At 46.0% G+C, this 23,478-nt stretch carries 23 protein-coding genes; 20 read left to right on the top strand and 3 right to left on the bottom strand.

Features of this window, described 5'->3' with window-relative positions; translation table 11 throughout:
- Positions 1-84: 84 nt before the first annotated feature.
- From P8596_RS15095 to P8596_RS15055, 9 genes are all read left to right on the top strand, one after another.
- Positions 85-1,878 (top strand): methylmalonyl-CoA mutase family protein, encoded by a 1,794-nt coding sequence (locus P8596_RS15095; RefSeq protein WP_279724243.1) that lies wholly within the window; start codon positions 85-87, stop codon positions 1,876-1,878.
- Positions 1,865-4,021: a methylmalonyl-CoA mutase gene (scpA, locus tag P8596_RS15090; protein WP_279724242.1), complete on the top strand. Its 2,157-nt coding sequence runs from the start codon at positions 1,865-1,867 to the stop codon at positions 4,019-4,021. The genes P8596_RS15095 and scpA overlap by 14 nt, the downstream gene beginning before the upstream one ends.
- Positions 4,021-5,070 carry a methylmalonyl Co-A mutase-associated GTPase MeaB gene (gene meaB / locus P8596_RS15085; protein ID WP_254651798.1) on the top strand — a complete coding sequence of 350 codons (1,050 nt, stop codon included), beginning with the start codon at positions 4,021-4,023 and terminating at the stop codon, positions 5,068-5,070. Before scpA ends, meaB begins: the two co-directional genes overlap by 1 nt.
- A gap of 103 nt (positions 5,071-5,173) precedes the next feature.
- Positions 5,174-5,611: a BrxA/BrxB family bacilliredoxin gene (locus P8596_RS15080; RefSeq protein ID WP_034758093.1), complete on the top strand. Its 438-nt coding sequence runs from the start codon at positions 5,174-5,176 to the stop codon at positions 5,609-5,611.
- A gap of 502 nt (positions 5,612-6,113) precedes the next feature.
- On the top strand, positions 6,114-6,890 hold the full coding sequence (locus tag P8596_RS15075; protein ID WP_279724241.1) for a transporter substrate-binding domain-containing protein: 777 nt from the start codon (positions 6,114-6,116) through the stop codon (positions 6,888-6,890).
- Positions 6,891-6,966: 76 nt separating this feature from the next.
- Positions 6,967-7,626 (top strand): amino acid ABC transporter permease, encoded by a 660-nt coding sequence (locus P8596_RS15070; protein WP_034758098.1) that lies wholly within the window; start codon positions 6,967-6,969, stop codon positions 7,624-7,626.
- Positions 7,619-8,335 carry an amino acid ABC transporter ATP-binding protein gene (locus P8596_RS15065; protein ID WP_224521058.1) on the top strand — a complete coding sequence of 239 codons (717 nt, stop codon included), beginning with the start codon at positions 7,619-7,621 and terminating at the stop codon, positions 8,333-8,335. The genes P8596_RS15070 and P8596_RS15065 overlap by 8 nt, the downstream gene beginning before the upstream one ends.
- A 105-nt stretch (positions 8,336-8,440) precedes the next feature.
- Positions 8,441-9,418, top strand: coding sequence for an aromatic acid exporter family protein (locus tag P8596_RS15060; RefSeq protein ID WP_279724240.1), 978 nt, complete (start codon positions 8,441-8,443; stop codon positions 9,416-9,418).
- Positions 9,419-9,438: 20 nt separating this feature from the next.
- Positions 9,439-9,939 carry a L,D-transpeptidase gene (locus P8596_RS15055; protein ID WP_061809692.1) on the top strand — a complete coding sequence of 167 codons (501 nt, stop codon included), beginning with the start codon at positions 9,439-9,441 and terminating at the stop codon, positions 9,937-9,939.
- A 53-nt stretch (positions 9,940-9,992) separates the two neighbouring features.
- Here the strand turns inward: P8596_RS15055 and prli42 are convergent, their stop codons facing one another.
- Positions 9,993-10,088, bottom strand: a complete 96-nt coding sequence (gene prli42, locus P8596_RS15050) for a stressosome-associated protein Prli42 (RefSeq protein ID WP_156029987.1) — start codon at positions 10,086-10,088, stop codon at positions 9,993-9,995.
- A gap of 188 nt (positions 10,089-10,276) precedes the next feature.
- Here prli42 and mce point away from each other — a divergent pair, with 188 nt between their 5' ends.
- The 9 genes from mce to P8596_RS15005 all read left to right on the top strand — a co-directional run bounded on the left by mce (position 10,277) and on the right by P8596_RS15005 (position 19,461).
- Positions 10,277-10,690: a methylmalonyl-CoA epimerase gene (gene mce, locus P8596_RS15045; protein ID WP_079531692.1), complete on the top strand. Its 414-nt coding sequence runs from the start codon at positions 10,277-10,279 to the stop codon at positions 10,688-10,690.
- A 5-nt stretch (positions 10,691-10,695) separates the two neighbouring features.
- Positions 10,696-12,243, top strand: coding sequence for an acyl-CoA carboxylase subunit beta (locus P8596_RS15040; RefSeq protein ID WP_079531690.1), 1,548 nt, complete (start codon positions 10,696-10,698; stop codon positions 12,241-12,243).
- A gap of 76 nt (positions 12,244-12,319) precedes the next feature.
- Complete coding sequence (locus P8596_RS15035; RefSeq protein ID WP_098353624.1) at positions 12,320-13,444, top strand: tripeptidase T; 1,125 nt, start codon at positions 12,320-12,322, stop codon at positions 13,442-13,444.
- 384 nt (positions 13,445-13,828) lie between these two features.
- The gene (locus tag P8596_RS15030; protein ID WP_254651793.1) at positions 13,829-14,299 is read left to right on the top strand and encodes a chemotaxis protein CheW; all 471 of its coding nucleotides are present in this window, start codon (positions 13,829-13,831) and stop codon (positions 14,297-14,299) included.
- Between the two features lie 21 nt (positions 14,300-14,320).
- Entirely contained in the window at positions 14,321-15,574 is a 1,254-nt protein-coding gene (locus tag P8596_RS15025; protein WP_279724239.1) for a DNA polymerase IV, read from the top strand.
- Positions 15,575-15,737: 163 nt separating this feature from the next.
- Positions 15,738-17,144: an NADP-dependent phosphogluconate dehydrogenase gene (gene gndA, locus P8596_RS15020; protein WP_224519560.1), complete on the top strand. Its 1,407-nt coding sequence runs from the start codon at positions 15,738-15,740 to the stop codon at positions 17,142-17,144.
- Positions 17,145-17,327: 183 nt separating this feature from the next.
- Positions 17,328-17,717 (top strand): iron chaperone, encoded by a 390-nt coding sequence (locus P8596_RS15015; protein WP_224519561.1) that lies wholly within the window; start codon positions 17,328-17,330, stop codon positions 17,715-17,717.
- Between the two features lie 69 nt (positions 17,718-17,786).
- On the top strand, positions 17,787-18,284 hold the full coding sequence (locus P8596_RS15010; RefSeq protein ID WP_224519562.1) for an HIT family protein: 498 nt from the start codon (positions 17,787-17,789) through the stop codon (positions 18,282-18,284).
- Between the two features lie 73 nt (positions 18,285-18,357).
- Positions 18,358-19,461, top strand: a complete 1,104-nt coding sequence (locus tag P8596_RS15005; protein ID WP_279724238.1) for an NADH:flavin oxidoreductase — start codon at positions 18,358-18,360, stop codon at positions 19,459-19,461.
- 93 nt (positions 19,462-19,554) lie between these two features.
- Here the strand turns inward: P8596_RS15005 and P8596_RS15000 are convergent, their stop codons facing one another.
- Together P8596_RS15000 and zwf are read right to left on the bottom strand one after the other, a co-directional pair.
- The gene (locus P8596_RS15000; RefSeq protein WP_279724237.1) at positions 19,555-20,175 is read right to left on the bottom strand and encodes a cyclase family protein; all 621 of its coding nucleotides are present in this window, start codon (positions 20,173-20,175) and stop codon (positions 19,555-19,557) included.
- Positions 20,176-20,191: 16 nt separating this feature from the next.
- Positions 20,192-21,700 carry a glucose-6-phosphate dehydrogenase gene (zwf, locus tag P8596_RS14995; RefSeq protein WP_034758133.1) on the bottom strand — a complete coding sequence of 503 codons (1,509 nt, stop codon included), beginning with the start codon at positions 21,698-21,700 and terminating at the stop codon, positions 20,192-20,194.
- A 280-nt stretch (positions 21,701-21,980) separates the two neighbouring features.
- Between zwf and rnz the strand changes: the two genes are divergently transcribed.
- Positions 21,981-22,907: a ribonuclease Z gene (gene rnz, locus P8596_RS14990; RefSeq protein WP_279724236.1), complete on the top strand. Its 927-nt coding sequence runs from the start codon at positions 21,981-21,983 to the stop codon at positions 22,905-22,907.
- An 11-nt stretch (positions 22,908-22,918) separates the two neighbouring features.
- On the top strand, positions 22,919-23,458 hold the full coding sequence (locus P8596_RS14985; RefSeq protein ID WP_279724235.1) for a histidine phosphatase family protein: 540 nt from the start codon (positions 22,919-22,921) through the stop codon (positions 23,456-23,458).
- Positions 23,459-23,478 lie beyond the last annotated feature (20 nt).

Here is a 23,478-nt window from a genome sequence, read left to right as displayed (position 1 = left end):
AAGGGGATGCTTGCTTATTTAGGAGAATCTTAGTGAAAAATTATGTAAACGATTACAAAAATAGTTTACGAAAAGAGGGGAACTATGAAGCTTAGTGATATGAAAAGCCAATCATTCAGTCGTCATACACTGTCACAATGGGAGGAAGCGGCTGAAAAAGCGTTAAAGGGGAAGGGAATAAGCTCCTTACATACAAGCACATATGAACATATTGATCTTAAACCGTTATTTGTAGCGGAGGACGCACCTCAACACGATAGGGTGAAAGATTATATCCCGACTATTGATGACAAATTGATACGCACTCATAAATGGTACATTGCCCAACCCGTCAAAAGGAAATCCTGGGGAGAACTCTCAGAAGCCGTGAGGGATTCGTTGTCCAGGGGGCAAAACTGTCTGTCGTTTTCCATTGGGGACTTGGATAAGGCTCGTGGCCTGGACTCATTTATGAACGGCTTGGGAGAGTGTGATTCTCCTATCTTTTCGATTGATAAGGATACGTCCATGGCCCTGCATGGAAAGAAGGATCTCCCCGAGAGTAAGGGGATGACAGGGGTTGTCGGTTACGATCCCATTTCTGAGGAAGAATGGTCCGATGAAACCAGATTGGAAAGGTGGCTGAATGATGTCGAAGGATCTGGTATGGAGCTTACAGGGATTAAGAGCCTTATTGTAAATTCAGCTCCCTATCATAACAAAGGAGCCAGTGCGATACAGGAACTTGCTTATGCACTGAGTGAAGGTGTCGCTTATATGGAGGCTGTTCAGGATAGAGGATGGGAAATTGAGAAGGCTGCAGAGACCCTGCACTTCCATTTTTCAATAGGCAGTCATTTCTTTATGGAGATTGCAAAAATCAGGGCATTCAAGAAATTGTGGCAAGCTGTATTAACTTCTTACGGCTTGAGTGAACAAACTATGGCAAAATCCATCAGCATCAGTGCAGAGACCTCTCGATTCAACAAGTCGGCCCTCGATTCCCATGTAAACATTCTCCGTGGGGGTGGGGAAGCATTTTCTGCGATCCTTGCAGGGGTCGATTATCTTGTCGTTGCCCCGTTCAATGAGGTGAGCGGCGAAGTGACTCCCCTCGCTGAAAGGATTGCCCGTAACACTCAACTTGTCCTGGGAGAAGAAGCTCATTTGAATAAGGTCCTGGACCCCGGGGGTGGTTCCTATTTCGTGGAGTGGCTTTCAGATGAAGTAGGAAAGCGTGCATGGAAGGAATTCCAGCAGTTGGATAAAGAGGGGGGGATCCTTGCCCTCCTCGCTAATGGATCGATCGATGAGAAGATAAGAGTAGTAAGGGACGCCCGCATCCGAGATCTAGCCACCCGGAAGAACTCCATGATCGGGACGAACATCTATGCAAACCTGGAAGAGACCCTTCCGATTTCTCGAGCCGCGGGAGAACGTCTCTCTCTTCCTTTTGAGAAATTAAGAGAGCGGGCACAAAAACTAGGAAATAATCCCACTGCCGGTCTGATCGGGTTAGGCGAACTGAAAACGTATAAGCCCCGTGCGGATTTTGTAAAAGGATTTTTAGCGACGGGCGGTATTCACGCGGATCAAAGTACGGATTGCTTCTCCAAGGAAGATATCCTGCAATTCGTGGAAGAAACCCGGTATCCGTACTATGTAGTGTGCGGAAAAGACGAAGAATATCACGATAAACTTTCAATGATCACGGATGCCGTCCATCACGTTGATTCTTCCATTGTGATCGACCTGGCGGGCAGGATTCCTGATGATAGCAGAAGTGAATGGATCCTGAAGGGGTTGAACGGGTCCATCTACAACAAACAAAACATACTTATAAAACTGGATGAACTATTAGCCATCTGGGAGGAGGGGAAAGACAATGACGAAGCCTGATTGGCAAAAAATCGACCCGTATTCAACGAATGGGGCAGCGGGGGAGATTCCCCTTACCGGCACACCATACGAAACGAATGAAAAAATCGCCATAAAACCTTTATATACAGAAGTGGATTCGGAAAATATTTCTCATCGAGAAGATTTACCCGGCCTCGCTCCATACACAAGGGGGCCGTATCCGACGATGTATGTGAATCGTCCTTGGACGGTCAGGCAGTATGCGGGTTTTTCTACCGCTGAAGAAAGCAATGCTTTTTATAGAAGAAACTTAAGTATGGGGCAGAAAGGATTGTCGGTGGCATTTGATTTGGCGACTCACCGCGGGTATGACTCGGATCATCCAAGGGTTGTTGGAGATGTAGGAAAAGCAGGTGTTGCCATCGATTCCATCCTGGACATGAAGATATTGTTCGACGGGATCCCCCTTGATCAGATGTCCGTTTCCATGACGATGAACGGGGCAGTCCTGCCCATCCTTGCTTTTTATATCGTGACGGCAGAAGAGCAGGGTGTGTCGAAGGAGAAGCTATCCGGTACCATACAGAACGATATCTTAAAGGAATACATGGTGAGGAATACGTACATCTATCCACCTGAAACGTCCATGAATATCATTGCGGATATCTTCGAGTATACTTCCAAACATATGCCGAAATTCAACAGTATCAGTATTTCCGGTTATCATATGCAAGAAGCCGGTGCACCCGCTGATATCGAGCTCGCCTATACACTGGCGGACGGTCTCGAGTATGTCAGGACCGGCCTCCAGGCAGGGATCGATATCGATTCCTTCGCACCGAGGCTGTCATTCTTCTGGGCGATCGGGATGAATTACTTCATGGAAGTGGCCAAGATGAGGGCGGCGAGGAGGATCTGGGCGAAAATGATGAAAACATTTAACCCCCAAAATCCAAAATCGATGGCGCTCAGGACCCATTCCCAAACATCCGGTTGGAGCTTGACGGAGCAGGATCCTTATAATAATGTCATCCGTACGTTACTCGAAGCCCATGCAGCTGCAATGGGCCACACGCAGTCGCTCCATACCAATGCCCTTGACGAAGCGATTGCACTCCCGACAGACTTTTCGGCGCGTATCGCACGCAATACCCAGCTGTATCTTCAAGAAGAAACGGGCATAACGAAAGTGATCGACCCATGGGCAGGTTCCCATTATGTCGAGACACTGACTCATCAGCTGATGGAAAAGGCATGGGAGCATATTGAAGAAATCGAAGAGCTCGGAGGCATGACGAAAGCAATCGAAACAGGCCTGCCGAAGATGCGCATCGAGGAAGCCGCTGCAAGAAGGCAGGCGATGATCGATTCAGGGGACGAGTCCATCATCGGGGTGAATAAATACCGTCTGGATAAGGAAGATCCGATTGAAACTCTGGACATCGATAATACGGTGGTCAGACAGAAGCAACTTGAACGGATCCAAAAGTTGAAGGAAGAACGAAATGAAGAGAAAGTGGTTGAAACCCTGGAAGCTTTGACGCGAACGGCAGAAACAGGCGAGGGGAACCTTCTTGAAAAAGCCGTCGATGCTGCAAGGGCACGTGTGACCTTAGGGGAAATCTCCGATGCGATTGAAAAAGTATCGGGCAGGCATAAAGCGACGATCCGGAGTATAAGCGGAGTGTACAGCTCGAATTTTTCAAATGAACAGGAAATCAATATCGTGAAAGAGATGACGGAAGAATTTTTGGAGAATGAAGGAAGAAGGCCACGAATTCTCATCGCCAAGATGGGGCAGGACGGTCATGACAGGGGGGCGAAAGTGATCAGTACGGCATTTGCCGATCTTGGATTCGATGTGGATATCGGGCCGTTGTTCCAGACCCCTGAAGAGACGGCTCTGCAGGCCGTTGAAAATGATGTACATGTCATTGGGGTCAGTTCATTGGCCGCAGGTCATAAAACGCTTCTGCCTCAATTAGTGGCAGAACTGAAGAAACTTGGAAGGGAAGACATCCTTGTCGTCATCGGCGGGGTGATTCCAGCGGGTGACTATGACTTCCTTCTATCCAACGGGGCATCTGCCGTCTTTGGCCCTGGAACGATCATTCCGGTAGCCGCACAAAAAGTGATTAAAGAAATTTATGAAGTGCTCGGCTATGAGGAAGTGGCTGATTAATGACGGAGTATAAGCCGGAACGAAAGAAGCGGTTTGTGAAAAAGAAAAAAGACCCTGTTTCGATCAGTGATTTAAAGGCCGGGGTCCTGAACGGGGACCGGAGTCACTTAGCGAAAGCCATCACGTTGATCGAGAGCAATGCAGAAGAGCATTATGCGTTGGGACAGGAGCTGCTGCAAGAACTCCTCCCCCATACCGGTAATAGTTTCCGAATCGGGATCACGGGAGTTCCGGGAGCCGGGAAAAGTACGTTTATCGAACAATTCGGGGAAATGTTATGTGAAGAGGGTCTGCGTGTAGCCGTCCTTGCCATCGATCCGAGTTCTTCCATCTCAGGTGGGAGTATTTTAGGCGATAAAACAAGGATGGAGCAGTTGTCGAAGAATCCACGTGCCTTTGTCCGTCCCTCCCCAACGGCAGGGACGCTTGGAGGTGTCCACAGGAAAACCAATGAGACCCTCCTTTTATGCGAGGCCGCAGGGTATGACCTCATTATCATAGAGACCGTGGGGGTCGGTCAGAGTGAAGTCATGGTCAGACAGATGGTCGATTTCTTCCTGCTCCTCGTCATCACCGGAGCAGGAGATGAGCTTCAGGGAATGAAAAAAGGGATCATGGAGCTTGCCGACGTGTTGCTCGTAAATAAAGCCGATGGAGAGAATAAGCCCCTCGCCGAGAAGACGAGGAGGGAGCTCAATCAAATTCTTCACTTTCTCATTCCTGCCACAAAAGGCTGGAGTTCAAAGGCTTATACCTGTTCGGCATTGAAAAATGAGGGATTGAAGGAACTATGGGATGTGGTCCGACAATTCGAAGAGCAGACAAAAGAACAGGGTGTTTTCGAAGAAAGAAGGCTTGTCCAAAAGCAGGAATGGTTTCATACGATGCTGAGAGAAAGGATACTATCAGACTTTCTCTTTCATAAGACCATCAAGTCATCCCTCCCTACTATGGAAAGTCGGGTGAAAGAAGGGGAGTTTACGACTTCCCAGGCAGTGGAAGATTTGCTGAAACAATACAAAGAAGCCTTACTTCATGAGAATAGGTAATTTTGATTGAAAGATAGGGTTTGAAATTGTTATGATAGGGGTATATCAGATCCCTTTGTAATTTGAGATATGATTAAGTCAGCGATTAAAGGAGAGTTCAAGCATGGATATAGATTTCAATTTATTTATGAACGACGTTGTCCGCCAGGCCCGTCAAGAAATCGAGACAGCAGGGTATACCCAATTGACAACAGAAGAAGAAGTGGATCAGGCTTTTTCTAAAGAAGGTACAACACTTGTCATGGTCAACTCGGTTTGTGGATGTGCAGGAGGGATCGCCCGTCCCGCAGCCGCTCATTCCATTCACTTCGATAAGCGTCCGGATCAATTGGTCACGGTTTTCGCCGGTCAGGATAAAGAAGCGACTGCGAAAGCACGCAGTTACTTCACGGGTTATCCGCCATCTTCACCGTCATTCGCCCTATTGAAAGACGGAAAGCTCCTGACGATGGTTGAAAGACACGAGATCGAAGGACATGATCCAATGTCCGTTGTGAACAAACTTCAATCGTACTTTGATGAGTATTGCGAAGAGGTATAAAACATTTCGTCAAGTTTCTCACTGTGAGAGTGAGAGGCTTGACGTTTTTTTATTTTTAGCTGATATATTGAGTCTGAAGAGATTCCTTATTTTGTAAGAAGACGCAATTCCTATTGGAAAAGACGCAATAAATGGAAAAACGACGCAATTAAATCAATAATGACGCAATCACCTCCAAAAATGACGCAATGACAGCAACAGGCTGACATTCACCCCTCTTCATGGCAGTGAACGCTCGTTCAGATCTCCATAACCCCCAATGAATCACTTCTTTTCTATTTGATTCATACTCTGTGCATAGATTATGCATAAAATACACCAACCACTACCGTTCATCCCACTTAAATAGTCATTACCGACACATAAATTTTCAGAAAATATAATCATTTATCAATATTTATAAAAAGTATTGCATAAATATTTAACTCTGCTACAATACGAATATAGTAATTAATATACATTATATATTATATTTATACACAACAACCCAGGAGGAATCACAATGAAAAAGCTATTATCTCTGGTATTCTTATTAATCCTTTCTACTACTCTCGCAGCATGCGGCTCAGGAGAAGACAAGCCTGCTTCGGGGGAATCCAAGAAGCTGATCATGGGGACGTCGGCCGATTATAAACCGTTTGAATATGTCGACACGGCCAACAGCGACAAAATCATCGGGTATGACATCGATCTTGCCAATATGCTTGCAGATGAAATGGGTTATGAAATCGAAATCAAGGATATGGAATTCAGCGGATTGATCTCCGCCCTGAAAACCGGACAGGTGGATTTTGTCCTTTCTGCCATGACGCCAACGCCGGAACGACAGAAGAATGTTGACTTCAGTGATGTCTACTACACGGCTAAAGATATGATCATCTCGACTAAGAAAAGCGGCATCCAGAGTGAAAAGGACCTCGATGGGAAAACGGTGGGAGTTCAATTAGGCTCGATCCAACAAGATGCGGCAGAAGAACTTTCAAAATCGATCAAGCTGAAAGTGGACACTCGTGATCGTATTCCTGAACTGATCCAGGATCTTCAAAATGGACGCTTTGACGCCATCATCATCGAAAATACAGTGGCAAACGGATATTTGGACAAAAATGAAGAGCTTCAAGGAAATACGATGAATGTAAATGAAGAAGAGGCAGGTTCTGCGGTTGCCCTTCCAAAGGACAGCGAGCTGACAGGTGAATTCAATGATGCATTGAAGAAGCTGAAAGACAGTGGAGAACTGGAAAAACTCGCTGAAAAATGGTTTGACGGAGAACAGTAGATTAAAGAAGGGCTAACCTCTAATCCGGTTAGCCCTTCCTATTAAATGCCACATTACAACGTTGGAGGGGACCATTATGCCACTAGATTTTGAACAACTGATTCCTTCGATCCCCTTTATTTTGGAAGGATTGAAGGTCACACTTAAAATTGTCGCGTTAGCAGGGGTGCTCGGGTTCCTATTCGGTATTCTTCTTGCCCTTTGTAAAATTAGTTCCATCAAACCACTGACCCTGCTTGCCGATCTTTATACATCCATATTCAGGGGAACTCCCCTCGTCCTTCAGCTGATGATCATCTTCTACGGATCGCCTCAGCTTTTCGGGACACAGATCGAACCTTATTACGCAGCGATCCTCGCTTTTTCCCTTAATTCGGCTGCCTATATATCCGAAATCATCCGTGCGGGAATCAATGCAGTGGACAAAGGGCAAACGGAAGCCGCGATGGCGCTGGGAGTGCCTTACCGATTGATGATGAAAGACGTGATCCTGCCTCAGGCAATCAAGAATATCCTCCCTGCGCTGATGAATGAATTCATCACGCTCACCAAGGAATCCGCCATCGTCACGGTGATCGGTGCTGCAGATGTGATGAGGCGTTCATACATGGTTGGAAGTGACTTGTATTCCTTCTTTGAACCGCTTTTATTCGCAGGACTGATCTATTATGTGCTCGTTATGATTCTGACTTTACTAGGGAAAGTGCTGGAAGGGAGACTGCGTGGAAATGATTAAAGGCGAACAGATTACCAAGTCGTTTGGAAAGCATCAGGTTTTAAAGGGAATCGACTTCTCGGTTGAGAAAGGGGAAGTCGTCGCATTGATCGGTCCATCAGGTTCAGGGAAATCCACTTTATTACGGTGTTTGAATCACCTGGAAGAACCGACATCGGGATCGATTTACTTTGAAGGAGCCCAAGTGAAGGGGAAAGCCATCCACAAGGTAAGACAGGACGTCGGCATGGTATTTCAGCATTTTCACCTCTTTCCCCATATGACCGCATTGGAAAATGTCATTTACGCCCCAATGAAAGTGAAGGGCATGAACAAAACGGAAGCTGCGAAATTAGGGACGGACCTCCTGACAAAAGTCGGTCTGAAAGAAAAGTGCAATGAATACCCGAGCCGTTTATCAGGCGGACAGAAGCAGCGTGTGGCCATTGCAAGGGCACTTGCAATGGAACCAAAAGTCATGTTATTCGATGAACCGACGTCTGCCCTGGATCCCGAAATGGTGAAAGAAGTTCTGGATGTCATGAAATCACTCGCTCACACAGGGATGACGATGATCATCGTGACCCATGAAATGGGCTTTGCAAGAGAGGTTGCGGACAGGATCCTCTTCATGGATGATGGAAAGATCATTGAAGAGGGAGAACCCCAGGCCTTTTTCTCGAACCCGCAAAGTGACAGGGGAAAAGGATTCCTTGAGAAAATATTATAGGGATGAAGGATTAACGGCATCATTCGTTAATCCTTCTTTTTATGTTCAAGCCTGTTTATGGTATCCTAGAGTAGCTAAAAAATGAAGTAGTTAGGAGTAAGATGAATGTTTCGAATCGGATATCGGACACTTAAGACAGGAATCGGCACCGCGGCTGCCATCAGCATCGCCCAGTGGTTCCACCTGGATAACTTCGTATCAGCCGGGATATTGACGATCCTGTGCATTCAGAATACGAAGAAGAAATCGGTGAGTGCATCATGGAGCCGTTTTCTGGCTTGTGTGATTGCCATGGTATTTTCTGCCGCCTTTTTCGAATTTATCGCCTATCATCCGGCGGTCATCGGTTTGCTGCTTCTTGTGTTCATTCCCATCACCGTTGCCTTGAACATCAAAGAGGGGATCGTCACAAGCTCCGTCATCATCCTGCATGTATACTCAGCCGGTCATGTCACCCTTGGCCTTTTTGAAAATGAGCTTGGAATCATCGTGATCGGGATCGGGATTGCCCTCTTGATGAACCTGTATATGCCGAGCGTCGATAAAAAGATGATCGAGTATCAGGAAAAAATCGAAGCGAATTTTTATAAGGTTTTCTGTGAAATGATCAACTATTTAAAGACAAATGATAGCGATTGGGACGGCAGGGAGATCACAGAAACGGAACAGCTGCTCAAAGAGGCGAAGACGATCGCCTTTAAAGATGTAGAAAACCATTTTTTAAGGGATGAGAACTTATACTATTTATATTTCAAAATGAGGGAGAAACAGTTTGAAATCCTTCAGCGCATCCTGCCGATTGCCACAAATATTTCATTAACCGTTGAGCAGGGTCATCGCATCGCAGATTTCCTGGAAGAACTGAGCGATCATATCCATCCAGGGAATACGGCGCTCTTTTACTTGAAAAAACTGTACGATATGAAAGTGGAGTTCGAGCAGATGGAGCTGCCGAAAACGAGGGAAGAGTTTGAAACACGTGCCGCGCTTTATCAATTTGTTCAGGAAATGGAACAGTATCTTCTCTTGAAAAGCTCGTTCAAAGGAATAAAAAAGGAGGAAAGTGAAGCAAACTACACCTAAAACATGAAGAAGGTGATAGGATGCGCTTACTTCTTGCCATCATATTGTTCGCTTCTCCCATATGGCCACTCGGGAGGAACCCGATACCGGGAGATCCGTTTATCATCGTGAACAAGGAAAACAATCAATTGGCGTATATTGACGACGGGAAAATACAGGCTACCTTTCCCGTCGCCACAGGAAAAACGGCTGAGCTCACCCCGGAAGGTTTATTTAATGTTACGGTGAAAGCCAAGGACCCCTACTATCGTAAGAAGAACATCCCTGGCGGGGACCCGAGAAACCCCCTCGGAACACGTTGGATCGGATTTGATGCAGAAGGGACGGATGGCCGGATCTACGGAATCCACGGGACGAACCGGCCATCGAGCATAGGGAGATACATCTCCAATGGATGCATCCGGATGCAGAATAAAAATGTTGAATATCTGTTTGACAAAGCACCCGTCGGCACCAAGGTACTCGTCGTGAAAACGAAGAAGAGCTTCAATCAGTTGGGGAAAGAATATGGGGCGATATAAAAAGGAGCTGCTGATCGATGGATTCGAACAGCAGCTCCTTTTTGTTACTATTTTTATAATAAGAATGACAGTCCTGCCATGATCGTGGATGCAATCATCGCAAACAGCATCACAAATACAATGATTTTTTGCATTTTTTTATTACCCATCGTATCGCTCCATTCTTCCAATTAAACGTAGAATCATTTTCATCTCTATTTTAACGTGAATAATGAGAGAAGACAACCACCCCAATAAAAGAAAACGCTTTAATTATTCGTCTCTATAGGAGGAAATTCGACAACAAGTATGGAATACTATATGGGTGGAGCATGCAAACAACAGGGGGATGATAGGGATGAAAAAGGTAGATCATATCGGAATAGCAGTTTCATCAATAGACAATGTTCTCGCATTTTATGAAGATACTCTCGGTCTTCCACTATTGAAGATCGAAGAAGTAGAGAATCAAGGTGTCAAGGTAGCATTCATGGATGGCGGAAATCTTAAGCTCGAGTTACTGGAGCCACTACATAAAGAAAGCCCGATTGCGGCATTCATAGAAAAAAAGGGTGAAGGGATTCACCATATAGCCTTCGGTGTAGAAGGAATCGAGGAGCGCATCAAAGAGCTCCAGACCAAAGGGGTACGGATGATCAACGAAACACCGAAGCCTGGTGCCGGCGGGGCCTCCGTCGCCTTCATGCATCCGAAATCAGCCCACGGCGTTTTATACGAGCTTTGTGATAAATCCAACATCAAAGGGGAGTAACCACAATGGATATTTATGAAAAAATCAATGAATTATACGACCGCAGAAGAGAAGTGGAACTTGGCGGCGGAGATGAAAAAATAGACAAGCAGCATGAAAAAGGAAAACTGACAGCAAGGGAGCGGATCGATATCCTGGTTGACCCGGGGAGCTTTGTGGAGTTGAACCCGTTTATCGAGCACAGATGCACAGACTTTGGACTTGAAGGGGTACAGGGACCTGGTGACGGGGTCGTGACAGGGTACGGAAAGGTGAACGGGAAACCGATTTACTTATTCTCCCAGGATTTCACGGTGTTCGGCGGTGCGCTTGGAGAAATGCACGCGAAGAAGATTTCCCATGTGATGGATCTTGCCGTGAAGAATGGTGCTCCGTTCATCGGATTGAATGATTCAGGCGGGGCCAGGATTCAGGAAGGGGTCGTTTCTTTAGATGGCTATGGACATATCTTCTATCGAAACGCCGTCTATTCAGGTGTGATTCCGCAAATATCCGTCATCATGGGCCCTTGCGCCGGTGGGGCGGTTTACTCCCCTGCCATTACGGATTTTGTCTTTATGGTGGATGAGACGAGCCAAATGTTCATCACAGGACCTAAAGTCATTGAAACCGTGACTGGGGAAAAAATAAGCTCAGAGGATCTCGGTGGGGCAAAGGTTCATAATTCCATCAGCGGAAATGCCCATTTCAGGGGGAAAACGGAAGAAGAGGTGTTACAAGAGGTTCGAAGATTATTAACATACCTGCCTCAAAACAATGAAGAGAAGCCCCCTCGCCTCGATGCGGATGAAGAAGATGATTACCGTGCCAACTTAACGGACCTGATTCCATTTGATGCGATTCGTCCATACGACGTACGGACCGTCATCAATGAAATCGTCGATGAAGGAAGCTTCATGGAGGTTCAAAAGGAATTCGCCAAAAACATCGTTGTGGGGCTGGCCCGCATAAAAGGCGAAGTCGTCGGACTTGTATGCAATCAGCCAAAGTTCATGGCGGGTGGCCTTGATATCGATTCTTCCGACAAAGCGTCCCGTTTCATCAGGTTCTGTGATTCATTCAATATTCCTCTCATTACGTTCGAGGATGTTACGGGATTCTTCCCTGGGATCAAGCAGGAGCATGGAGGGATCATCCGTCATGGCGCCAAGATTCTATATGCGTATTCTGAAGCGACAGTCCCTAAAATGACTGTGATCCTAAGGAAAGCGTATGGCGGGGCGTATGTGGCCCTGAACAGTAAATCGATCGGTGCGGATCTTGTATTTGCCTGGCCGAATGCGGAGATCGCCGTCATGGGGCCACAAGGCGCAGCGAACATCATTTTTGCCAGGGAAATTGCATCGAGCGATAACCCTGAAGAGTTAAGGGAACAGAAGATTGAAGAATATCGTGAAAAGTTCGCGAATCCATACGTCGCCGCGTCTCGTGGGATGGTGGATGATGTTATCGATCCCCGTGAAACCCGGATCAAATTGATTCAAGGACTGGAAATGATGAGAAATAAACGGGAAGAACGTCCGAAGAAAAAGCACGGGAATATCCCATTGTAAAAGGTGTACCATTTGTTGAACCCGGCTATTCACGCTATACTATAGAAGTGAATACATATTTGTGGAGGTCTACTAAATGATTAATGAAGAGCGTTTATTAAATGAATTCCTGGAATTGGTCCAGATCGATTCTGAAACGAAAGAAGAAGCGGAAATCGCGAAAGTATTAACAAAGAAATTCTCCGACCTTGGAGTGGAGGTATTCGAAGACGACACGATGGGGGAAACGGGCCACGGTGCCGGCAACCTGATCTGTACATTAAAAGGGAATAAAGATGGAGTGGATACCATTTATTTCACTTCCCATATGGATACCGTGGTCCCTGCCAAAGGGGTAAAGCCTACTCTTAAGGAAGATGGTTACATTTATTCCGATGGGACAACCATACTCGGAGCCGATGACAAAGCCGGCCTTGCCACTATGCTTGAATCCGTGCGCGTTCTTAAAGAAAACAATATTTCTCACGGTGACATACAGTTTATCATCACGGTAGGGGAAGAGTCAGGTCTCGTTGGGGCAAAAGCCCTGGATTCCTCTCTTGTCAAAGCGAAATACGGTTTCGCCCTTGATAGTGATGGAAAAGTAGGAAACATCATCGTAGCAGCACCGACACAGGCTAAAGTGAAGGCGACAATCTATGGAAAAACGGCACATGCAGGCGTAGCTCCTGAAAAAGGCGTTTCTGCCATCACGATTGCAGCTAAAGCCATCTCTAAAATGCCACTTGGCCGTATCGATGAAGAAACGACTGCGAACATCGGCCGCTTTGAAGGTGGAAAAGCAACGAATATCGTATGCGAACAAGCCGATATCCTTGCTGAAGCCCGCTCCCTGGTTCCTGAAAAAATGGAAGCACAGGTAGAAAAAATGAAAGCTGCCTTCACTTCCGTTGCCGAAGAAATGGGCGGGAAAGCGGAAGTCGAGGTTCAAGTCATGTACCCAGGCTTCAAGTTCAAAGACGGTGACGAAGTAGTGGAAGTGGCAAAACGTGCGGCGAAGAAAATCGGCCGCCCGAGCGAGCTGCTCACAAGCGGAGGCGGAAGCGACGCCAACGTCATCGCCGGATTCGGAGTACCGACTGTAAACCTTGCAGTAGGATACGAAGAAATCCATACCAAAAGCGAAAGAATGCCTGTAGAAGAACTAAACAAGCTTTCAGAAATGGTAGTAGCCATCATCCAGGAAGTCGCTGGGGAATAGAAAAGCGGAGGCGGCTCGAACAGGCCCGACAAGCATAAGATGAATCCGGCGGAAAGGCGTTCTTTGCCTTTTTGCCGGATTTAGCTTATGACCTCGAGGGCCTAGCCGCCGGAGCTGGACACAGAAAAGCGAAGGGGCTTTGCCCAGAGGCGACAAGCATAAGGTGAACCGACCGTAAAGGCGTTTTTTGCCTTTTTGGTCGGTTTAACTTATGACCTCGAGCCTCTAAGCCCCGTAGCTGGACAATAGAAAGAAAAAAGTCCACGTGCAAAAGGGTTATCTTTTGTACATGGACTTTTTTTCTTCCTTCAAATCTGCGCCCAATTGTAAAATATGGTACATTAGTAGTATACATATCAGAAATGCGAGAGGGGACGTTATACATTGCCGAAAGTAGTTGTATTTCATGCCGGAAAAGAAGAATATGCTCTGCCGATTGAGAACGTAGTATCCATTGAAAAGGTGGAGGAGGTCAGGGCGATCCCTCACTTACCCCCATTTGTCCTGGGACTTGTAAAGGTCAGGGGAGAGCTGATTCCGGTCCTTGATTTAGGAAATATCCTGTATCATACCCCTGCGATTGCTGAAAGGGGAATGTTTCTCCTCGTCGTCCAGACGAAAACGATGCAGGTCGGTCTGGTCGTGATGGAAGCAAAGGAAATCATCGAAGTGCCGGATGAATCGATAACAAACGTCGGTTTACTTGCTTACTCGAAAACAACCTATTTTTCAGGCATCATCAATCTTGAAGATTCCCTTTTGACCCAAATTGATCCCGATGTTTTAGTGGAAAGCTTAGAAGGTATAAATGAAATAAAGGATTACGTAAACGAGCAAAAAACACATCAAAACTAGACAAAGAAAGCCGCGATTGAAATGAACTCACACTATCCCAAAAACGGACGAGTGATCCTTCATGTTGATATGAACAGTTTTTATGCCTCTGTGGAGATGGCCTATGATCCTACTCTGCGGGGGAAACCCCTGGCTATAGCCGGGAATCCCCAGGAAAGACGGGGCATCATCGTGACATGCAGCTACGAAGCCAGGGGCTTTGGTGTGAAAACGACGATGCCTCTTTGGGAGGCCAAAAAACTCTGTCCGGATCTGGTTATCATGACACCCAACTTCGACCGTTACCGTGCCGCCTCCAAAGGAATATTCGATATCCTCAGACAATATACAGAATTAGTGGAACCCGTGTCGATTGATGAAGGGTATCTCGATATTACGGATTCTTTCGAGAAAGGAACTCCATTACAAATTGCCTCGGACATTCAGGCCCAGATCAAGGGTCAGTTAGACCTTCCATGCAGTATAGGTGTTGCGCCCAATAAATTCCTGGCGAAAACGGCATCAGATATGAAGAAACCTATGGGAATCACCGTGCTGCGTAAAAGGGATATCCCGAATAAGCTGTGGCCGCTCCCCGTCATTGAAATGCATGGGATTGGTCAGAAGACTGCCGAGAAGCTGAATTCAATCGGTATCCTTACATGCAGCGACCTTGCCCATGCCAACGATATCCAGTTGAAGTCATTGCTCGGGATCAATGGTCTCCGTCTTAAAGAGCGAGCCAATGGAATCGACAGAAGGAATGTGGACCCGGAGTCGATTTATGATTATAAGAGCGTAGGCAATTCCACAACCTTGCCAAAGGATACCACGAATCAACATGAGCTTTTATTGGTTGTAGAAAAGCTGTGTGCAAAGGTATCGTCGCGACTTCAACAAAAAGATGTACTGGGAACGACGATTCAGCTGATGATCCGGGATAAGTCCAGGAAAACCATCACCAGAAGCAAAAAGGTGGAAAATCCCATCTATAAAAAAGAAGACCTATTCCACCATGCGAAAGACTTATTCCTGAAGCATTGGGATGGGGATCCTGTAAGGCTCCTGGGGGTCATGGCACAGGATGTCGTGGAGAAAAGCGAAGCCACGGAACAGCTGGACTTATTTTCTTATAAGAAAGTCGCCGAAAAGGAGCCACTCTACAACGTATTATCCAAGCTTCATGACAAGTTTGGGAAAGATTCCATCTCTCAAGGGATTAAAGCCAAGAATAAGAAAAAGTCTTATGACCAGAAACAGGACACAAGCTTCAATAAAGACTTTTTAAGGGAATGACAGTTGTGAATGGGGACACCTTATAACAGTGACGTACTTCTCAATCGGATTATTTGCATCAGTGACCCATTCTTGTTAGATTGAAATAGACTCCGGTCATTCATTTGATGAAACTAAAGAAGTAATGAAATCATGATTCTATAGATGAAAGGACGTTGATGTTATGGCTCAGGAAATTGGTGTTATCGGATTAGCCGTTATGGGTAAAAACTTGGCATGGAATATTGAAAGCAGGGGATATTCTGTTTCTGTATACAATCGTTCCAGTGAGAAAACGGAAGAAATGATGAACGAATCGAAGGGCAAGAATATCAATCCTACATATACAATCGAGGAATTTGTAAATTCATTGGAAAGCCCCCGCAAGATTCTTCTGATGGTCAAAGCGGGAAACCCGACAGATGCCACCATCGAACAATTAAAGCCCTATCTTGAAAAAGGTGACATCTTGATTGATGGGGGAAATACGTTCTTCGAGGATACCCGTCGACGCAATCAGGAACTAAGCGAACTTGGCATTCATTTTATCGGAACGGGTGTGTCCGGTGGGGAAGAAGGTGCTCTGACAGGTCCTTCGATCATGCCTGGTGGACAGAAGGAAGCATATGATCTCGTGGCCCCTATCCTGAAAGATATCGCAGCGAAGGTTGACGGAGACCCTTGTACGACGTATATCGGTCCCGACGGCGCAGGTCACTATGTGAAAATGGTGCACAACGGTATCGAATACGGAGATATGCAGCTGATCGCGGAATCCTACTTCCTCATGAAAAATGTCCTTGGCTTAAGTGCAGAAGAACTTCATGAAGTGTTTGCGGATTGGAATGAAGGTGAGCTTGACAGCTATCTCATCGAAATCACAGCAGATATCTTTACGAAGAAAGATGAAGAAACCGGCAAGCCGATGGTGGATGTCATCCTCGATAAAGCAGGTCAAAAGGGTACGGGTAAATGGACAAGTCAAAGTGCACTGGATCTCGGTGTATCTTTACCGATCATCACGGAGTCTGTCTTCGCCCGTTTCATTTCAGCTATTAAGGATGAACGCGTAAAGGCTAGCAAGATGCTGAAAGGTCCAGACACGAAACCATTCGATGGTGATAAGAAAGCATTGGTGGAATCGATTCGGAAAGCTCTTTACATGAGTAAGATCTGTTCGTATGCGCAAGGCTTCGCCCAGATGCGTTCTGCGTCTGATGAGTACAAATGGGATCTACAATACGGAGATATCGCCATGATCTTCCGCGGAGGCTGTATCATCCGTGCACAGTTCCTGCAGAAGATTAAAGAAGCATATGACCGTGAATCCAATCTCACTAACCTTTTACTCGATCCTTACTTCAAAGAGATCGTCGAAAGCTACCAATACGCACTTCGCGAAGTCATCAGTGTAGCCGTCCAGAATGGCGTACCGGTTCCCGGCTTCTCGGCAGCGTTATCTTATTATGACAGCTACCGTACAGAAACGCTTCCTGCGAATTTGATCCAGGCTCAGCGGGACTACTTTGGTGCTCATACCTACGAACGTGTGGACAAAGAAGGTATTTTCCATACGGAGTGGATGAAATAAAAGAAAGACAGAGCCCCTTTTCTATTGGATAGAAGAGGGGCTCTTTATGAAATTAGGAATGGTCAACAAGGATAATAGGACATACGGAAAATTCGTTGGGGGAGGTGACACCAACGAATTTTTTAGGATAAACTAAATTAAGTAATCATTTTTATCCATGTTTTTCAGAAAGGAGTCTTTATAATGGAAGGAAACAAGAAGTCATTTACGACCGTCGATGAATATATTGCCCAATTCCCGGAAGGCGTCCAGGAACGTTTACAATCCTTAAGAGAAGTGATTATTGAGACGGTGCCTGCCGCACAGGAGAAGATCAGCTATCAAATGCCTACTTTCGCCCTGCATGGAAATCTGGTGCATTTTGCTGCATATAAAAATCATATTGGGTTTTATCCTACTCCAAGTGGAATCAGTGCGTTTAAAGATAAGATGACAGAGTACAAGACCTCAAAGGCGACGGTACAATTCCCCCTGGATAAGCCTATGCCCTATGATTTGATTCGTGAAATCGTAAAATTCAGGGTCGCTGAAAACGAGGGAAAATCCGGAAATAATATCATGAAAAAACTATAGTACATTTTGATATGTAACTGAAAGAATGAATCCTTGCACTTGCACTATAAACGTTAAAGGGGGAAGTTCATGAGACAAATCACATTATCAAACGGAAAAGTGGTAGAGGTCGACTGTCTAAGCTGCGCATTGACAAACGGGTTAGTCGAACCAGATGGTGGTGTGGTATATGAAACGGAATATTTCCATGCACATCAGGATGTAGCTTACCCCATCAGGGGATTGATCATATTAGCTTCCAAGCGTCACATTAAATCGTTTGATGAACTTAATGAAAAAGAGAAGATAGATTACATAACGATTTTATCCAGCATTAGAAAGGCTCAAAGAGATGTGTTGGGGATTGAATATGTTTACTACTTTTACAATGAGGATACCACTCATCATTTCCATACCTGGATGGTTCCCCGTTACGAGTGGATGTATGAATTCGGGCGTTCTGTGGAGTCTGTTCGGCCCGTACTCCTTCATGCCAGGAATGAAATGAACGATGAAGAAAATGTCTTGGAAGTCATGGAAGCGATCCAGGCACTTTCACAAGAATTACAAAGGTGTGCGTCAATGTGAAACAGATTTCTTTGATTTTCCCTGCTCGTTTGAAATAATGAAATAGCACACCATGAAAAGAGGAGGCATTTCAATGAGTCAAACGAATACATCAACTGAACCATTATTCAGACCTTTCAATAGTGAGAAACTACAATTGTCCAACCGCACGGTGATGGCACCGATGACACGTGGCTTTTCGCCAAATGGAGTTCCGGGTGAGGACGTGGCTGCCTACTATCGCCGCAGGGCTGAAAATGGGGTAGGACTGATCGTCACGGAGGGAACCGGAATCAATCACCCTTCTTCTGTTTCAGGAGCAAGCATCCCTCTGTTCCATGGGGAAGAAACACTGAAGGGATGGGCAAAGGTCGTGGAGGAAGTCCATCAAGCAGGAGGAAAGATCGTTCCACAGCTTTGGCATGTGGGGATGACCCGTAAAAAGGGGGAGCTTCCAAATGAAGAAGCGCTCCCTGTTGGTCCATCAGGACTGAGTCTTTCAGGTAAAGAAATCACGGAACCCATGTCGGAAGAGGAAGTCGTCCAGATGGTGGAAGCGTATGCCCAAGCACCTCTTGATGCGAAACGCATCGGCTTCGACGGCATAGAACTGCACGGGGCGCATGGATATTTAATCGACCAGTTTTTCTGGGAGAATACTAATAAAAGAACGGACCGATATGGTGGAGATCTTGTAGGAAGAACCAGATTTGCCGTCGAGGTGATTGAAGCATGCCGGCGTGAAGTGGGACCTGATTTCCCGATCATCTTCCGTTTTTCGCAATGGAAAATGAATGATTTCGGAGCAAAGCTCGCAAAAACCCCCGATGAACTGGAGCGTTTTCTCGAGCCTCTTGTGAACGCAGGCGTGGATATTTTCCATTGCTCGACACGCCGTTTCTGGGAGCCGGAATTTGAAGGATCCGACTTGAACCTTGCCGGGTGGACAAAGAAGCTGACCGGTAAACCGGTTATATCCGTGGGATCGGTTGGTCTGGACGGGGAGTTCACCAGCTTCTCGGGTGCGGGTACGACAAGCCTTGATGGTCTGATCGAGAGACTGGACCGTGGAGAATTCGACCTGGTCGCAATCGGACGCTCACTCCTTCAGGATCCTGAAGGAGTGAGGAAAGTGGAAGAAGGCAAGGCGGATGACCTGCTGCCGTTTGATAAGGAAGCCCTGAAAAAGTTGTATTAAAGGAGTGCCAGGTGTCTCTAATGAGGCACCTGGTTTTATGTTTACAATAAAAAACTCCCCGGCAAGTTAGCCGGAGAGTTCTATATCTACCCTTTACCCGATCATTTCATCAAACAGCAAGACGCGTGCCGGTGATGCATCGGTGTTTTGGATTTTTAGTGGTGCCGCCACCATGAAGTATTGGCCTGCTTTGATGTCTTTCAACTGAAGGCCTTCCATGATGATGACGCCGCTTCCCATCAGGCTGCGGTGAGTGGGGTGACCTTCCTGGGCCCGCTCGATTCCAAGTGAATCGATCCCGACACCTGCAATCTTTTTCTCAGCGAGGTATGCGGCAGCATTTTCTGCTACATAGATGAAGTCAAAGTTGAATTCCGTATCCCATGAATTCTTCGTTTTGAAGAGGATGAAGTCATTCTCTTCAATCTCTAATCCTTCAATATCCTTCAGGCTGATCTTTTCATCGACTTCCGTTACATCAAATACTTTGACAGGGCGGACGAGCTTCTCGATATCGATCGTTTCAATCGTCTCGCCATCGTTGATCATGTGAAGGGGAGCGTCGACATGAGTTCCTGTATGAACATCCATTGAGAGTCTTGACTCCGTCACATGTCCGTTCGTATTGGTTTCAATACTCGGTTGTTTTTCAGGTTTGTTCTTGTACACGGGCATCCCGTTAAAGATCGGGGCTGTTACGTCATAAATTTTCATAGGTTCCACACCTTTCTTAGCATTGGTCTACATCAAGGTTGGCAATCGGCCACCAGGAGAAGCCGTCTTTTGCGAGCAGATTGTCAGCGGCTTTCGGACCCATCGAACCTGCTTCGTAGTTCGGAAATTCTCCGTCACGAGTATGTTCCCATACTTCAGAGATTTTGTCGACAAATGCCCAGGATAGTTTCACTTCATCCCAGTGTGTGAAATTCGTGGCATCTCCACGAAGACAATCGAATAAGAGCTTTTCATATGCTTCAGGTGTGTTCATTCCATCCACGCTGTTGTTGGCGAAGTTCAGTTTCACCGGTGTCGTTTCGATATTCTGTCCGGATTTCTTCACGTTCAGATGAAGGGTGATTCCCTCTTCCGGCTGGATGTGAATGACCAGCAAGTTTGGTGCCAGTGGCTTGTCCGGGTTGTAATATAGGTTCATTGGGATGTCTTTGAACTGGATGACGATCTTCGTTGATTTGGTCTCCATTCTTTTTCCGGTACGGATGTAGAACGGGACACCTGCCCAACGGAAGTTATCAATCATCAATTTACCAGCAACATAGGTTTCCGTATTGGACTGTTCATCGACGTTTTCTGCTTCACGGTAACCAGGAAGAGCTTCATTTCCTGCTTTTCCAGGACCATATTGACCTCTTACGAAGTAGTCTTTGACTTCATCCTGTTCAAACGGACGAAGGGAACGCAACACGCGTACCTTTTCACTGCGGATTTCATCCGTCGTCAATTTGATCGGAGGCTCCATGGCAAGTAATGCAACCATTTGAAGCAGATGGTTTTGTACCATATCGCGAAGGGCTCCGCTTTTTTCGTAATAACGGCCGCGGTCTTCCACACCAAGCTCTTCGGATGAAGTGACCTGGATATTGGAAATATAACGGTTGTTCCAGAGTGGCTCGAACATGGCGTTTGAGAATCGGATGACTTCGATGTTCTGCACCATTTCTTTTCCAAGATAGTGATCGATACGATAAATCTGATCCTCGGAGAATGATTCACGGATCTGGCTGTTCAACTTTTCGGCTGAAGGCAGGTCGTGACCGAATGGTTTCTCGATCACAAGTCGCTGGAAGCCTTTTGTATCGGTTAAGCCTTGATTTTTCAACTGTTCCGTAATCGTCCCGAAGAATTCAGGAGCCATCGCTAAGTAGAAAACGCGATTGCCTTCTAATTCATATGTTTCATCGAGCTCATCGGATAAGTTCTTCAATGCTTTATATGAATCACTGTTGGATACATCATTCGGCTGATAATAGAAATGGGACACAAACTCATCGATGTTCTCATCACTGCCTAACGCTTTATGTACCGATGTTTTTACATGCTCCTGGAATTCTTCATTTGACCATTCGCGTCGTGCCACACCTACAACGGCAAATCGCTTTGAGATTTTTCCTTTACGGAACAGATGATAAAGAGATGGATATAGTTTTCTTTTCGCTAGATCACCTGTCGCTCCGAAAATCGTAATCAGAGATGTTGGTGTAGTTGAATTATTCAATGTCATGACCTCACTTTATCTTGTTGTAATCCTTATTTATGCGTTTCTTCTTATTTAATATCCTATACAATTACTTAATTTTAAAGACTTCTCATTCATTTAGCAAATGATATGCTGAGGACTTTATCTGCGTATATGCATGAAAACGTTTTATCTTTTTTGCAAACATCTTCGTCATTATGTTGGCTTTAATTTTCATTCTTATAACTCATTTTGAGGGAAAGGGTAAAATAGGGGCGATTATGCTAAAATGGAGACAGAATAGCTCATCTGAGGAGTGATGATAGTGGAATTATTATTTCTGGGTACGGGTGCAGGGGTACCGGCCAAGCTCCGCAATGTAACCAGTATCGCTTTGAAATTACTGGAGGAACGCGGTGCGGTTTGGCTTTTTGATTGTGGGGAAGCCACCCAGCATCAAATTTTACATACAAGCTTGAAACCAAGAAGAATCGAAAAGATCTTCATTACCCACCTGCATGGTGATCACATATACGGGCTGCCGGGATTACTCGGGAGCCGTTCCTTCCAAGGAGGGGAAACAAAACTGACGGTATACGGCCCTAAGGGGATCAAGGAGTTTATCGAGGTTTCCCTCTCAGTCAGCAGGACCCACCTTCAATATCCCCTTGAAGTGGTGGAAATCGAGGAAGGGGTCATCTTTCAAGATGAAGGGTTCAGTGTAGAAGCAATGGGACTTGACCATGCTCTTCCTACTTTCGGCTATCGTGTAATTGAAAAAGATAAGCCCGGTGTCCTTCAAGTGGATCAATTACGTGAAAGGGGCGTTCAACCAGGGCCCCTTTATAAGAAATTAAAATGTGGTGAAACGGTTCGGCTGGAAGACGGAACGGAGGTTGATGGAAAGGATTTTCTCGGACCTTCGATTCCTGGACGGGTGGTTACGATCCTTGGAGATACAAGATTTTGTTCCAATGCGATGGAACTTTCTAAGAATGCAGATGTCCTGGTTCATGAAGCGACCTTTAACCGGGATCAAGAAGAGATGGCACGGGAGTATTATCATTCCACGACAAAACAGGCTGGAGAGACCGCTCTTCAAGCCGGGGCCAGGCGCCTCTTCCTAACCCATATTTCTTCCCGGTATGCAAAGGAATCATGGGAAGAATTGGAGAAGGAAGCAAGGGACGTCTTCCCGGAAAGCTATATGGCAAGGGATTTCATGGAGTACGTCATACCTTTAAAGAAATAGGAGGGGTATAAATGAAGGAAATCTATATCGTCCGTCATGCAAAAGCGGAAGGACAGCCCTTTCATGCATCGTTAACGGGGGAGGGGGAACGTCAGGCACGTCAGTTAGCGTCCTTTTTAGAAAATCGATCCATTCAAGCGATTTATTCCAGCCCCTTCAAAAGGGCACTGGACACCATCGCTCCTTTTGCAGATCGCTCAGGCCTCCGGGTACAGGAGGACGACAGACTGGGAGAAAGGGTGCTGAGCGATCAGGATCTTCCTGATTGGATGGAAAAGTTAAAGATGAGCTTTGAAGATTTTTCTCTCTCATTACCTGGTGGGGAATCCAATCAAATGGCGATGGAACGGGCAAGGTCCTTCGTCGATGAAGTGATGGGAAAAGAAGAGGAACACATTGTCTGTGTGAGTCATGGTAATTTAACGACGCTGCTCCTCAAGTTATTTGATGAAAGCTATGGATACAATGAACTGTTCGCTCTATCCAACCCGGACGTCTATATCGTCAGGCTTGAGGGGGACCGCGCTTCTGTACAGCGTGTTTGGGAGTAGGAAATCCCGTTTAAACAGAA

The organism is Rossellomorea sp. DA94 (assembly GCF_029834455.1).
Lineage (GTDB): Bacteria > Bacillota > Bacilli > Bacillales > Bacillaceae_B > Rossellomorea > Rossellomorea vietnamensis.
Note: the sequence above shows the minus strand (reverse complement) of the source record. Positions and strands in the feature narration are given on the sequence as shown.